This is a genomic window from Saccharibacillus sacchari DSM 19268, assembly GCF_000585395.1.
Lineage (GTDB): Bacteria > Bacillota > Bacilli > Paenibacillales > Paenibacillaceae > Saccharibacillus > Saccharibacillus sacchari.
The window spans coordinates 2,613,920-2,628,032 of sequence record NZ_KK073875.1 but is presented as its reverse complement, the minus strand read 5'-3'; the positions used below and the strand labels follow the sequence as shown (position 1 = coordinate 2,628,032).

The 14,113-nt window shown below is 56.5% G+C and carries 13 protein-coding genes; 3 read left to right on the top strand and 10 right to left on the bottom strand.

Going from position 1 to position 14,113, the window contains the following annotated elements:
• Positions 1 to 34: 34 nt before the first annotated feature.
• From SACSAC_RS11285 to SACSAC_RS11260, 6 genes are all read right to left on the bottom strand, one after another.
• Positions 35 to 532 (bottom strand): GyrI-like domain-containing protein, encoded by a 498-nt coding sequence (locus SACSAC_RS11285; protein ID WP_156950992.1) that lies wholly within the window; start codon positions 530 to 532, stop codon positions 35 to 37.
• Between the two features lie 105 nt (positions 533 to 637).
• Positions 638 to 1,120 carry a hypothetical protein gene (locus tag SACSAC_RS11280; RefSeq protein ID WP_156950991.1) on the bottom strand — a complete coding sequence of 161 codons (483 nt, stop codon included), beginning with the start codon at positions 1,118 to 1,120 and terminating at the stop codon, positions 638 to 640.
• A 178-nt stretch (positions 1,121 to 1,298) separates the two neighbouring features.
• Positions 1,299 to 2,555: an MFS transporter gene (locus SACSAC_RS11275; protein WP_037286336.1), complete on the bottom strand. Its 1,257-nt coding sequence runs from the start codon at positions 2,553 to 2,555 to the stop codon at positions 1,299 to 1,301.
• Positions 2,556 to 2,915: 360 nt separating this feature from the next.
• The gene (locus SACSAC_RS11270; RefSeq protein WP_037286333.1) at positions 2,916 to 3,941 is read right to left on the bottom strand and encodes a Gfo/Idh/MocA family protein; all 1,026 of its coding nucleotides are present in this window, start codon (positions 3,939 to 3,941) and stop codon (positions 2,916 to 2,918) included.
• Positions 3,942 to 4,011: 70 nt separating this feature from the next.
• Positions 4,012 to 4,542, bottom strand: coding sequence for a transcription repressor NadR (locus SACSAC_RS11265; RefSeq protein ID WP_037286330.1), 531 nt, complete (start codon positions 4,540 to 4,542; stop codon positions 4,012 to 4,014).
• A 21-nt stretch (positions 4,543 to 4,563) separates the two neighbouring features.
• On the bottom strand, positions 4,564 to 5,706 hold the full coding sequence (locus SACSAC_RS11260; RefSeq protein WP_037286327.1) for an IscS subfamily cysteine desulfurase: 1,143 nt from the start codon (positions 5,704 to 5,706) through the stop codon (positions 4,564 to 4,566).
• A gap of 135 nt (positions 5,707 to 5,841) precedes the next feature.
• On the opposite strand from SACSAC_RS11260, the gene nadB reads away from it, so the two are divergent.
• The 3 genes from nadB to nadA are packed head-to-tail and all read left to right on the top strand — an operon-like array spanning position 5,842 to position 9,458.
• On the top strand, positions 5,842 to 7,500 hold the full coding sequence (gene nadB / locus SACSAC_RS11255) for an L-aspartate oxidase (RefSeq protein WP_037286325.1): 1,659 nt from the start codon (positions 5,842 to 5,844) through the stop codon (positions 7,498 to 7,500).
• A complete protein-coding gene (nadC, locus tag SACSAC_RS11250) occupies positions 7,482 to 8,351 on the top strand; it encodes a carboxylating nicotinate-nucleotide diphosphorylase (protein WP_037286322.1) in 870 nt (289 codons plus the stop codon). Before nadB ends, nadC begins: the two co-directional genes overlap by 19 nt.
• Complete coding sequence (gene nadA, locus SACSAC_RS11245) at positions 8,352 to 9,458, top strand: quinolinate synthase NadA (protein WP_037286319.1); 1,107 nt, start codon at positions 8,352 to 8,354, stop codon at positions 9,456 to 9,458.
• Between the two features lie 14 nt (positions 9,459 to 9,472).
• Here the strand turns inward: nadA and SACSAC_RS11240 are convergent, their stop codons facing one another.
• The 4 genes from SACSAC_RS11240 to SACSAC_RS11220 all read right to left on the bottom strand — a co-directional run bounded on the left by SACSAC_RS11240 (position 9,473) and on the right by SACSAC_RS11220 (position 14,074).
• A complete protein-coding gene (locus SACSAC_RS11240) occupies positions 9,473 to 10,336 on the bottom strand; it encodes a M15 family metallopeptidase (protein ID WP_037286316.1) in 864 nt (287 codons plus the stop codon).
• 84 nt (positions 10,337 to 10,420) lie between these two features.
• Positions 10,421 to 11,545, bottom strand: coding sequence for a sensor histidine kinase (locus tag SACSAC_RS11235; protein ID WP_037286313.1), 1,125 nt, complete (start codon positions 11,543 to 11,545; stop codon positions 10,421 to 10,423).
• Positions 11,538 to 12,230: a response regulator transcription factor gene (locus tag SACSAC_RS11230; protein WP_037286310.1), complete on the bottom strand. Its 693-nt coding sequence runs from the start codon at positions 12,228 to 12,230 to the stop codon at positions 11,538 to 11,540. The genes SACSAC_RS11235 and SACSAC_RS11230 overlap by 8 nt, the downstream gene beginning before the upstream one ends.
• A gap of 575 nt (positions 12,231 to 12,805) precedes the next feature.
• The gene (locus SACSAC_RS11220; protein WP_037286304.1) at positions 12,806 to 14,074 is read right to left on the bottom strand and encodes an FAD-dependent oxidoreductase; all 1,269 of its coding nucleotides are present in this window, start codon (positions 14,072 to 14,074) and stop codon (positions 12,806 to 12,808) included.
• Positions 14,075 to 14,113: the final 39 nt, after the last annotated feature.

Sequence of the window (14,113 nt, the reverse complement as noted above, 5' to 3'; positions counted from 1 at the left end):
CTTATTACGTCTGACAGTTACTTCTTCTAGACGATCAAGCCTTAATCCGAACAGGAATCCATATCTCGCTCTTATAATCGCCACTCGCTTCATCTGTCCACGCATACGTCTCGATGCACGGACCTTCTGCCTGTTCGAATCGGGATGAAGGGAACCACTCCGAATAGATGCGCCGCCACAGATCCTGAATTTGCGTGTCGATCTCCTGATCGTCCGGCTGCGTGGCACTCATCTCGAACACCGCATAGCTACCACCGGGAATATCGATCACCGTCAGGTCGCTTGGCACCTCTACCTCTTCTTCTAGTTCCGTCCCCATCATGTACTGCCGTGTCCCATCTTCCCGAAAATCGTAGTGATAACCGCTGAGCATCGTCCGAATTGGTCTGCCGACGGTCTCATTGACCCGATCATGTCTGCCATCGTTCCAGATTTGCTCCGCAAACACCGCAATCTCCCGATACGGATCCACGATTTTCGTCGATACGCCTACCGCTTTTGAAGCCTGCGTCTCCGCAATACGCACGTTCATTTCCGTCTCTCCTCGAATCTGAATGTAAAAAGAGCCGGCGTCCTCCTCGGAGAACGGCCGGCTTTTAGAATTGCGGATCAAGCCTCTTAACGCCTTTTCACTCGCCTACTCTTCGAAATCCGAAGTAAACCGCTCCCTTTTTACCGTTACGATCTGATTCTCGACAGCTTCCTGATAAGTCCGATAGACGTCCGAAGAGACAATCTCCTGTTCATCCGCCCCCTTAATCCGCACATTGGAATTCGGCCCTGAAATAAGCAGCGAACCATCTGACTGCGCATAGCCCAAGAACACGTAATACTCGCCGACTTCCGGCAAAACATCCTGTTCAAACATTTGGATGGCTTGACCGTTCAGTGTGATTCCGCCTTGCTTCAGAATGTCAAAGGGGATATTTTTCTTCAGCTTCCCTTTGATATTATCCACAACTTCAATCGTGTACGTTGTGTAAGGCGAGCCTACCTCTGTCGGTTTGCCGTCTTCGTCCTCCATCGTCACGATATCTTTGTGGATTGTGCCTTTATTGTGGATAACTTTAGCGACAAATACGTAATCCACAAGCCCGACGACTTCATTTTTGTTATCCACATCGACGACAAAGCTTCCCTGAATGTGTTGAATAGGAAGCCTGTTGCCGGCATTGCTCCAAGCCTTGAATCCTAGAACTCCTGCGGCGATCAATACAACAATTATGGTTATAACGAAGATATTCCTTTTAAAAATCATTCAAACAACCTACCTTCATGATTCAACGTTGCACCAAAAACTATTCGGTCGCTTCCGGCTCAGCCTCTGCTCCCGCGATTTCCGTAATGCTAAACCGGCTACTGCCCGCCAGAACCAGCAAACCGAGCAATGTCACCACTACACCCGATCCGAGGAACCAGACCTGCACGCCGTAAGCTTCGACCACGGGACCCGCGAAGGCCAACCCGATCGGGGAGGCGAGCATGGTCAAACTGGTGATGAACGAGATGACGCGACCCAGCTGTTCCGGACGATACGCCTTCTGGATCATCGCCATGTAAGGGCCGTTGTAGAGCGGAGCCGCCGCACCCATGAAAAAGGATAAAACGACGAAGATCGTAAAAGCCGTAATCGGCAGCACGCCGCTAAATCCGCAGGTTAAGCCGATCAGAATCAAGCTAAGGCTTAGGAAGGTAGTGTCTTTCAGCTTCCCGGCGAAGACTGCCAACGAAGCCCCTCCCGCAATCATGCCGATGCCGAATCCTGCTTCCACGATACTGGCCGCATAGCCGCCAAGTCCGAAATGTTGAAGCGTCATGAGCGGGAACAAGGTAGCTAACGGCATAAATACGATGCTGAACGCAATCGTGACAAAGCTCAATCGGACGAGCGGTTTCACCGTGACGAAGGCTAACCAACCGCTTTTGAACTCTCGCATGAACGACGGCGACTCCGCTTCGAAAGCATCCCTTTGCTGCTTGGGAATGTTCACGAGCGCCAGCATCAGATTCGCGAACAAAGCCCCGGCCACATCCAGCAGCAGCACTGCCGCCAGTGAAGAAGACGAATACACGGCAATCCCAAGCGCCGGCCCGGCGATGCTCGATGCCGAGAACACCAACTGCTGCCAACCCGCCACGCGCGTAAGTTGATCTTCCGGCGCAATCAACGGCATCGCCGCCTGGAATGCGGGAGCATGGAACGCCGATGCGGCGGAGCGAATCGCCAAAATCGCGAACACGACCGGCAGGGCAGGGTCACCCAGATAGAAATAAATCCCGAGCAGCAAGCTGAACAACGCAATCGCGCTATCCGCAATAATCATTGTGATCTTGCGGTTCCAGCGGTCGATCCAGACGCCGACGAACGGCCCCAAAATCGCCTGAGGCAAGAACGCCGCCAGCCCTGCAAGGAGCAGCACCGTCGCTGATCCGGTCGTCGCGGTCAAATGCCAAATCACCGCAAACTGCACCATCGCCGAAGTCAAAATCGAAAATAACTGTCCGGTAAAAATAGTCGCGAACGTTTTTTTCCATTGGGTTTGTGTGGTTTTCATAAAAGTTGCTCTCCTGTCGGCTTCCGAATAATCATTCGAAGCTCCGTAGTTAGTGAGTCCGTTCGCCGATTCAGACCGCACAAACAGACCTATTCCATAAGGCTCCAGACAACGCGAAACGATCCCGACACAAAAAGGCGTACGTTTTTCCTTTTAAAAAAAGGCTAACGGTCCGCCGGTGCGGGATGTTCGATTATCTCAAGCGCATCGAATAGGTCACGGAGAGCACCTCCAGCTAAAGTTGACTCCAGATTAACGGATTCCCAGAGCGCATACAACAAGCAAAACGAAATACTCTGTTAAGTTCGTATTCCTTTCAGCAGTTTGGGCGCTGCGGGAGAAATTCATAAAATAAGAAATTTAGATCAATGCCGATGGCAACTCGACGAACTTGCCGTTTCCTGTCGGATTCCGCAGCGCTTCCAGCACCAGCTGCGCCTGATATCCATCGCGGAAATCGTACACGGTACCTTTTTCCCCGTTCAAAATCCGCAGAATCTGCCCGAAAATCGGCAGGTATTGGCCTTCGCCGTCGTGGTCTTCGTCCTCCATCACCTTCTTGGGTTCTTCACCAGCAGCACCGACGAACAGACTGCCCCAATTCTCCAGCGCGACCGTTCCGCCCGATCCCCGCACAACCAGCGATACCCGTTCCTCGCCTTCCTCGCTTTCGCGGCGATCCGTACCGGACAGATGGATCTCCAAGCCGCTTTCCAAACGCAGTACCGCCGTCGTGACCGTCTCGCACAAGTTCTCGTCGGCCGGGAACTCCACCTCGCTGCGTACCGCGACGATCGGGCCGAAAGTTTGCTGAATCATGTTGATCCAATGGATGCCGACCTCCAGCAGATAACCGCCTTCGCGGCGCGTGCCGATCCAGTCGTTTTGCTGCCAGGCTCTCGGCCAGCTCGGGAACTCCAGATACAGGTCGGCACGCTCGATTTCTCCGGCAACGCCCTGCTCGATCAGCTCCCGGAACTTCAATACGGCCGGTTCCAGCGGGAACGAGAAGTGAACGACATTCAGCCGATCGGACTGTTCCGCCAACTGCACCATCTCTTTCGCTTCTTCAAGGCTGTTGGCCAGCGGTTTTTCGCAAAAGACGTGAATCCCCCGTTCGAAAGCCAGCTTTACCGCTTCGTAGTGCATGGACGGCGGAACCGCGATATACACCAGATCGGCATCGGTCTCCGCCAGCAGCGTCCGATAGTCCGTGTACAACTTCGGCGCACCGTTCACAGCTTCGCTTTCGCGCCGCAAACTCTCTTCGCTGCTGTCGCACAGCGCGACCAGTTCCACCTGCCCTGCATACCGCGGCACAAGCCGATGAATCATATTGCGTCCCATATTGCCGAGGCCGATCACGGCCAGTTTGATTTTTCCCATAACGCCTCCGTTGTTTTCCGTCGTATTTTCGTTTCCCGTACCCGCGATAAGCGCAAGAAAAAACCGGTTTTCAGTCTTCGACCAAAAAACCGGCTTTTTGCAGCGCGGCGCAGGCTTTCTCGATTCGTTCTTCGTCCGGCGCGGAGATCGTATGCAGATGAATGCCGTCCGTCAGTTCCGACAAATACGACGCCCCGGTCGCCGTGATCCGTTCGATAAACTCGTACACTTCGCTGCGCGTGCTTACGCGAATCAACGCCGTCAATTGCCCGTATACCGGATGCTCGATAATGACGTCGTCGACGCTGACCCCGTAATCCACCAAGAGCAGCAGCTCCTCTTCCGTGCGGGAAGGATCATGCTTGCAGGCGATAATGCGCTCAGAGCGAGGCTCTTTGTTTTCCGTCAGATAAATATAGCCCTGGCTGGTCGCCAGAATGGCATGGTTTTTGGCTTTGAGCAGCGTCATGTCCTGCACGATGACCTGCCGGGATACGGACGCCCGGCGCGCCAACTCGCTTCCGGTTAAGGGCGACGATTCTTGGAGCCAAGACAGCAGCTTCTCGCGCCGCTGGTCGCCCGTCAACTTGATTTCTTCCATAGGGATGAGAGACTCCCTTCTCTATTTGGTTTGCGCAAGCTCATGCAGAGCCTGCACCAGTCGATCCAAATGCTGCGTCGTCGTATCGGGGCCGAAAGAAATACGGAAAAACGAATGTCCTTCTCCCCCTGACAATCCGAGTGCGGACAACGTATCGGGAATGGCTTGATGACCCGAAGAACAGGCACTTCCCGTGGAGATGCAGAGGCCTTTCCGGTTGCATTCCAGCATAACATATTGCCCCTCGTAGCCCAACCCGGCGCAGCCGGCGATATGGGGCAAAATATTCAGCGCGTTGCCGAGCAAACGATCCGTCACCAGATAAGCGGGCAGCTCGTATTCGCGGAAACGTTCCGTCAAATATTTCCTCAGCGACACGTATTGCTCCGTGCGCTGTTCGATCAGTCCGCATGTATGGACAGCGGCGGAAGCGAACGCGGCGATTGCCGGCACATTGACCGTTCCCGGTCGGAAGCCGCCTTCATGCAGCGCTTCGGGATACACCGAAACATAAGAAACGCCGGGCCGAATATACACCGCTCCGACTCCTTTCGGCCCTTGCACCTTATGCGAAGAGACCGATACGGCATCCACTTCCAACTCCTCGACGGAAAAGCCGATTTTTCCGAACGACTGAACCGCGTCCGCATGCAGCAAGATCCCCCGTTCATGCAAAAAGGCACCGATCTCGGCCAAAGGCTGGATCAGCCCGGTCTCGGAGTTGGCGTGCTGCACCGAGACCAATCCGGTATCTGGTCGCAGCAGCGGCTCGATCTGCTCCGGCGTGATCCGTCCCCAAGCATCCGGCCAAACGAATTCGACTTCATACCCGAGTTCAACCAGCCCGTTTGCGGCAAGCTTGACCGAATGATGCTCCATGGCCGAAACCAGTACATGCCTGCGCTCCGCAGGCAGTCCTCTCGCCAAAGCGTGGATCGCCAGAATATTCGACTCGGTTCCTCCGCTCGTGAAGTACAGCCTTTTGGGATCTCCTCCGATCAATCCGGCGACAAACTCCCGGCTTCGTTCCAGAATATGCGCAGCCTGTCCACCTCCGTCATGCAAACTGCTCGCGTTGGCGTATACGTCCCGGCTCATCGTCATTAATGTTTGCAAAGCTTCCTCGCACAGGGGCGAAGACGCGGCATAATCCAAATAAATCATCCCAAACTCCTTTTCCGGTACAAATCCGGCGAATGTTGTCGATAGACTTGAGTTTAGTTTATGTTTGTGTAAATATAGGTGTCAAGACACCTGTATGTTAATTTGTAAACCTTTCGAAGAAGAGAGTGGATCATCTTGTCCAAACCATCTGTCATCGTCATCGGAGCCGGAGCGGCAGCCCTCTCGCTGATTGCGTCTTTGCCGGAAGGGTGCCGTATTCAACTGCTGACCAAAGTTTCCGTGCGAAGCGGCAACTCCATGCTGGCTCAAGGCGGCATAGCCGCTGTCCATTTGCCGGAAGATTCCGTGGCTTCGCACTTTGAAGATACATTGACGGCCGGAGACGGCCATACCGATTTTTCGATCGTGCAGGATATATTGTCGGAAGGCAGCGCCTATGTGCATCAACTGGCTCAAGACGGTTTTCCGTTCGATCGCGATACGCGGCAGGAAATTCGGCTCGGCCTGGAAGGTGCCCACTCGTTTAACCGGATCTTTCACGCGGGCGGAGACGCCACGGGACGCTTGCTGACCGAATATCTGCTTGCGCGCATTCCGGGCAATATCTCGATTCTGGAGCAGACCCACGCACTGAAGCTGATCGTCGAACAACGCCGCTGCGTCGGAGTCATGGCTCTGCATGAAGGAGAATTGACAACGTTCCGCGCGGATTCCGTCATTATCGCCAGCGGCGGTTGCGGAAGTCTGTATGCCAACCATAGCGGCGATGCCAGCATTACGGGAGACGGACTGATGCTCGCTTACGAGGCCGGAGCGGAATTATGCGATCTGGAGTTCATGCAGTTTCATCCGACCTTGTTGGTGAAAAACGGCACAACCTACGGCCTGATTTCCGAAGCGGTTCGAGGGGAAGGCGGTGTGCTGCGGAATGAGCAAGGACGGGCCATTATGGAAGGCAAGCATCCGCTCGGCGATCTGGCTCCGCGCGATATTGTCGCCCGGGCGATTCATGAACAAATGCAGAGCGGGCATCGCGTTCATCTGGATATTAGCGGCTGCGTCGGCTTTACGGAACGGTTTCCGACAATCACGGGCATTTTGCGCAAAGCGGACATTGACCTTGAAGCGCAAAAAATTCCGGTTGTCCCCGGCATGCACTTCATGATGGGCGGGATCAAGGTGGATGCGCACGGCTGCACTTCAGTTCCCGGCTTGTACGCGATCGGCGAAGCCGCCTGCACGGGTCTGCACGGCGCGAACCGCCTGGCTAGCAACTCGCTGCTGGAAGCTCTGGTTCTGGGTAAAAGGGCGGCACGGCATATCTTCGATTATGCGCGGCAAAACGATGGAGACGGCCACTCGCCGGATCTATTCCGTTATCCGGTGAGCGACGGGCATAAGGCTTTCGGCGATCCCGCGCTCGTCAATTCTACCGTTCATGATGAGACGTCGATCAATAGCGATCTTGCCTTGACCGTGCCGCACACTACGCTCGCCGAGCTTCAGCAGCAGATGAGCCGACACGCTTCCATCGTTCGCCATGCCGAAGGACTTGAGCAATTGGAACGTTGGCTGAGCAGTCTACACAGCGAAGAGATCCGCTTGTCCGATCTCACCCGCGAACAAGCGGAACTATCCCGACTCTGGCAGCTCGCTCGCCTGGTCGTCACTTCAGCTCTATTGCGCACGGAAAGCCGCGGCGCGCATTATCGGCAAGACTACCCGATGCGCCTCGATCCGCAGTGGTCGGGACGCACGATCACCCATACCGGGTCGGCCGCTCCCATTTTGCATCACGAAAGGACAACCGAAGCATGCAGCGTATTGCGTTAAGAAAAATGTTGGAACAGTTTTACATGGAGGATATCGGCAGCGGGGATCTGAGCGCGCAGTTGATCTCGGATTCCGACAACCAGCAGGCGGTCATCTATGCCAAGCAAGAAGGGATCGTGGCCGGGGTCGACGTGATTCGCGAAGCTTTTTCCGTGCTGGATGACCAGGTTCGTGTGTCTCTGTTAAAAAAAGACGGAGACGCGATCGCCTACGGCGAGCCGATCGCGACGCTGTCCGGCAACCCTTCGGTTCTGTTGACGGGCGAACGCGTAGTGCTGAACCTGCTTCAGCGCATGTCGGGCATCGCTACGGCGACGCGCAACGCGATCGAAACGCTGAACGATCCATCGATCCGCATCTGCGATACCCGCAAAACAACCCCGGGCCTGCGCATGTTGGAAAAATACGCGGTCACCGCAGGCGGCGGATACAACCATCGGTTCGGCTTGTACGACGGCATCATGATCAAAGACAACCATATCGCCGCGGAAGGCTCGATCACGGCGGCTGTCGCCAAAGCGAAAGCCAAACACGGGCACATGGTCAAAATTGAGGTGGAGATCGAGGACGAAGCGCAGCTTCGCGAAGCGATTGCCGCAGGTCCGGACATCATCATGTTCGACAATTGCGATCCCGACACGGTCAGACGATTCGCTCAACTCACGCCGCCGCACATCACCACGGAAGCTTCCGGCGGGATCCATATGCGCACGCTTCCGACGTACAAAGGCACGGGAGTCCATTACATCTCGCTCGGCTTTTTGACCCATTCGGTGTCCAGCCTGGATATCAGCATGGATATTGTAGCCAGCCCCGAACGATTGCAGACCATAGAAAGGCAGGTAAACTAAATGTCGATATTCAATGAAGTCATGCCGCAATATCCGATGATGCCGGCCGCGTATCGGGATCTCCCGACGGAAGAAATGGAGCGCCGGGTAAGGGAGATCAAGCAGAAACACGGCGAGGAACTGCTGATCCCCGGGCACCATTATCAACGCGACGAGGTTGTCCAATTTGCCGATATGACCGGGGATTCGCTGGAACTGGCACGCCTGTCCGCCCAAAATACCAAAGCGCGCCATATCGTGTTTTGCGGCGTGCATTTCATGGCCGAGACGTGCGATATTCTGACCCAACCGCAGCAAAAGGTCATTTTGCCCGATATGCGCGCAGGCTGCTCGATGGCGGACATGGCGAATATGGCCCAGACCGAAATTGCCTGGCGCCTGTTGACCGAACAAGTCGGCGATAGCATCCTGCCGCTGACGTACGTCAATTCCACCGCCGAGATCAAAGCGTTCGTCGGCCGCCACGGCGGCGCGACCGTCACCTCGTCCAACGCCCGCCAAGTCATCGCGTGGGCGCTCAAGCAGCGCAAACGCATCCTGTTCCTGCCGGATCAGCATCTGGGACGCAATACGGCGTTCCAACTGGGCATTCCGCTGGACGAGATGGCGGTGTGGGATCCGTATGCGCAGCGCCTGCTGACGGATCAGAACCCTGAAGACGTTCGGATTATTTTATGGAAAGGCCACTGCTCGGTGCACGAGAAATTCACCGTCGCGCAGATCGAAGAAACGAAACGCTTGGACCCCGAGGTGCGCGTGATCGTCCATCCGGAGTGTACGCATGACGTCGTGATCGCCGCCGACGACGCCGGTTCCACCAAATACATCATCGACCGGATCAACGAAGCCCCTCCGGGCAGCAAATGGTCAGTCGGCACCGAGATGAATTTGGTTCGACGCCTTGCCGCGCAGCACCCGGAACAGCAGATCGTCTCGCTCAATCCGGACCTCTGCCCATGCCTGACCATGAACCGGATCGACCTGCCGCATCTGCTCTGGTCTTTGGAATGCATCGACCGCGGGGAGCCGACAGGGATCATCCAAGTTCCGCAAACGATCGCCGAAGACGCCAAAAGCGCGCTTGAACGCATGTTCGAGCACGTGTGACGCCCTTTTTCCTTTTACGGATACAGAGTCAGTATTAAGCCGCCGCGGTTATCGCCTGACAGGGCATAGTCGCGGCCTTTCGGTATTTTCAACTCCGACAGACGATCCGGCGCGTAATAACAGACCTCGTACTCCCTGCCGTTAACGGTGGTCGTAATCGCTTCTTTCTCTTCCAACAGCGTCAGATACTCTTCCAGCACGAGATTGTTTTTCTTCATTAACAGGCTGTGAGGCAGACCGACGTAACGAAAATGCCACGGCTCGAACGAAATGCCGGTGATCCCCGTTTTGTCTGCCGGATAACGCAGCACGAAGCCGTAACGGGCCGCGTTTTTCTCCAACCACTCGCCTTCCTTCGCCTCGGCCATCGGCCCTTCCGTCGAACCGATATCCAGCGCCAAGCCCAGATGATGCTCGCTGTAGCCGGGCGGAAGCGCGTAATCCGAACCTTTTTCCTTATACAATCGGCTTTGTTCCAGCTCGTCGCGATATCCGCTGCTGACGAGAAAATGCTCGACGCCCCCGTTCGCGGCCGCATCGACCATGACGACGAATTTCAACGCTACCCCGCGCGACAGCCGAATCTCACGATCAAGCAGCGAAGCCGGCCCCGTCAGCTCCGAATGGCCGAACAGCTCCGTCACGTCTGCCTGAGTGCCTTGCGGCCGCATCGGATAGTCGCCGTTCACGAGCAGCAGATCTCCGGAGTACAGCTGATCTTCCGCAACCTGCAACGACTGTCCGCTGTTGCGCAAAGCGATCTCCTGGATCAGCCCGTCCGCCGACTCTGCCGAACCGCTTCGTTGCTCCGTCAACTTAAAGACCGCAATAATCAATAGCAATATGATAATTACCGCAGTGAAACCCCGCTTTTTCATGCGTCGAAATCCTCCTATCCCTCTTCTACCCTAAGAATACGAGGAGTCGCTTAAGAAAAAGCATGGACGAATCTAAAGTTTTTCTTAAAACGGCGTCGGATCGGCTTGAGGCAAGCTGTCCGGCAACCGCACTTCGAACTCCGTGCGCACGACGTCGCTTTGCGCGGAAATCCTGCCTTTATGGCGTTCCACAATATTTTTGGCGATAAAAAGCCCCAGTCCCGTACCGCCGCCCTGATGACTCTGCACCCGCGCGCGATCGCCGGTGTAGAACATTTCGAACAGATGCGGCAGCTCATTTGCCGGAATCGAATTGCCGTAGTTGGTTACGCTCACGACCGCTTCTTGTCCTTCGATCCGGCAGGCGATATCGATATACCGACCGTCTTGTCCGTAACGTGCCGCATTCATCAGCAGATTCTCGAATACCCGCGCCAGCAGCTCGCCGTCGCCTTGTATGATCACGTCCGGTTGGATGTCGGTCCGGGCGGCCAGGCCGTTTTGCTCGAATACCGGATACATCTCTTCGTTCATCTGCACCAGCAGTTCGCCGAGATCCAGCGTCTGCGTGTCGAGCGTCAGCATGCCGTAGTTCATGCGCGTAATCTCGAACAGTTCGTCGACCAGCCGCTCCAGCCTTTTGGACTTGGTGAAGGCGATCGTCGTGTAATGCTTGATCTGCTCCTGCGTCAGCTCGTCGCTGCGCAAAATGACGTCCAGATAGCCGAGCACCGACGTCAGCGGCGTACGCAGATCATGGGCGAGATTCAGCACGAGCTGATCTTTGCTGCTTTCGGCGAAGTCGCCGCGCTCCACGGCTTTCTTGAGCTTTTCGCCCGCCGCGTTCATGTCCGCCGCGATGCTGCCGAACTCGTCGTTGGATTCGATCTGCACCTTGCCCTCGAAGTCTCCGTTCGCGAGCCGATTGATCCCCGTCGAAATCTCGCGGAAATAACGGGAATACGGCTTGGTCAAAAGAAAGAAAAACAAAATCGCCAGCGGCACGAAAAAGATCAGGAAAAAATTCAAGTCGCCGACATCGCGGATAAAACGACGAAAATTAGCCATGGGGTCGCCGACTTTGGCATTTTCCACGTAATAGACCTGAAGCGCTTTGTAGATCGCGTAGGTAACGCCGCCGGACAACAGCATGCTCAAGCCCAGCAGCAGGATCATCCGCATGCGGAAACTGCTCGTCAGCCTAGCCATTGAACGCGTACCCGACGCCCCAGACGGTCTTGATCCATTTGTTCTTCTCGACGTCCTCTCCCAGCTTGCGGCGCAGGGTACGGATATGCACCATCACCGTATTGCCGCTCTCGAAATAATCGTCACCCCAGACATGACGGAAAATATTTTCGGCGCTGAACACTTTTTTCGGATGGCCGGCGAGCAGATAGAGAATATCGAACTCTTTCGGCGTCAGCTCGACCACTTTGCCGTACACTTTCACTTCGCGTTGTTCCGGATCGATCGTCAGCCCATTCGTTTCCAGCACGGAGCTGCGTTTTTCCGGCACGTTGAGCTGCGTCGAACGGCGAATCTGCGCGTTCACCCGGGCGACCAGCTCCATCGGATTGAACGGCTTGGTCATGTAATCGTCCGCGCCGATCACGAGCCCCGTGATTTTATCGAGGTCGGACGTCTTGGCGCTGAGAAAAATGATCGGCATCCGGTGCTGTTCCCGAATCTGCCGCGTCACCTCGTACCCGTCCATATGCGGCATCATGATATCCAAAATGACCAGATCGATCGGTTGGGCCTGCGCGATGCGTACCGCTTCCCGCCCGTCCTGCGTCGTCAGCGTCCGATACCCTTCCTTCTCCAAATGCAGCGCGACCAGGTCGGCGATTTCTTTCTCGTCGTCCGCGATCAGGATTGTGGCACCTTTCATGATAGGTTCGCTCCTTGTATGCAGGCTTCGGAAAAAGCGAATCGCCGAAGCCGTGGATTTTAAAAACAGGCCGCTTGCGTGCCGCGATGGCGGCGGAGGCAGCATGGTTTCATTTTACGCGGAAAAAGAGTCGGCGCAAAGGCCGGGGAAAACGGCGGTTCAAAAGCACGAATACGAAGCGGGTATCGAAATTCGCGAGGCGAAGCGGCTGCGCATGAAGGGCCCATGCTCGACCGGCAAAGCAGATTTAAACAGGCTCCGGCTCCGATGCTTTTAACGGATACAGGCGACGCTTAGCGGACATTTTTGGGCGAGCGGAAATTTTAACGGATCGAGATGACATTTAACTCGGAAAAGTCGAGCTTTTAAGGGGATAAATCGCATGTTTTTGCTGCTAAGCGTCGTCTGAATCCGTTAAAAACGAAACCCGCGAAAAAAAGGAGCGTTAACGGACATGCGATCCGTTAGCGCTCCCAAGCCCCAGGCACACGCTTCAGGTGCGTTTCATTCGGGCATAACCTTGCTTTCAACGTTGAAAAGGTACCCGTTTTAGACGCCTTTTCGCCGCGCTGCGGCTAACGCGAGCCGGATCCGGCGCGCGAGGCGACCGCGTGGAACCGTTCCGGCCGAAACGCCGCCTGCCAAGGCTCTGCCTTGCGGCCTTCGGCCAAATCCGCGACCCGCTTCGCGGTCGCCGGACTGAGCAGGATCCCGTTGCGGTAATGGCCTGCCGCGAAGATGATTCGCTCCGCTCTTTCCAGCCGCCCGATCAGCGGGCGGCCGTCGAGCGTCGCCGGGCGCAGCCCGGCCCAGCGGTGGAACGGCTGCGCCTGCCCGAGCGCGGGCAGCACCCGCTTGTTCCAGCGAAGCAGGCGCGCGATGCCGCGCTCGGTCACGCTCGTATCGAAGCCCGCGACGTCTTCGGACGCGCCGCAAACCAACGTCCCGTTCGCTTTTTGCACCAGATAGCCCTGGCTGCCGAAGATCATATGCCGTACCGGCACATGATCTTCCTCCCCGGCGCCCCATTCGTAGGCGCAGATCTGCCCGCGTATCGGCTGCACGGGCAGGCGAAGACCCAAGCGGCCGGACAATTTCCCGGCCCAAGCTCCGGTGCAGATCACGAGCCGATCCGCGCGGAATACGGCTTCGCCGGAGGTGAGAATCCCGTTCTCCGCAGTCGGATCGACGCCTCCGGGCATTTGACCCTTCCCGTCATCCGCTCTCCGGGCAAGTTCCAACGGACTTTCGGCGTCGAATCCGCCGTTCCCCCGCACTTCCACCCCGCGTTCCCACTCCGTCGGCTCAAGTTCGCCGAGCCGTTCGCGCACGACAACCCCCGCCTTCAAGCAGGCGGATTTAAGCGCTTCGACGAAGTCCGGCGCGTAAATATGGCTTTCCTCCGGCGTGCGCAGCGCCGCTACAACCTCGCGCGACAATCCCGGCTCCGCCGCGAACAGCTCCGCGCCGCGCAGAATCTCGCCGCTCGAACCGTGCTGCCGCTGCCAGTGCAGCCGACCTTCCAGCGCAAGCAGATCCGCTTCGTGGTAAGCGGCGTACAGACTCCCGCACTCCGTATACTCGAAGTCCATGCCGGACAATTCCCTGACTCTGCGCTGCCACTGCGGATACAGCTCCAGGCTTTCCCGGCACAGCCGGAAAAATTCGTCCGGATATTCCGGATTCTCCGAATACGGCGCCAGCATCCCGGCCGCCGCCCCGGAAGCTTGCCCGCCGCATTCCCCGGCTTCCAGCACGGTCACGTCAGCGCCGCGCAGCCGCAGTTCCAGCGCGCAGGACAATCCGATAATGCCGCCGCCCAGCACGATAAACGACTCATTCATGCGCCCGTCCCCCTTTCAAACTTTCCGCCGCTTCACCGA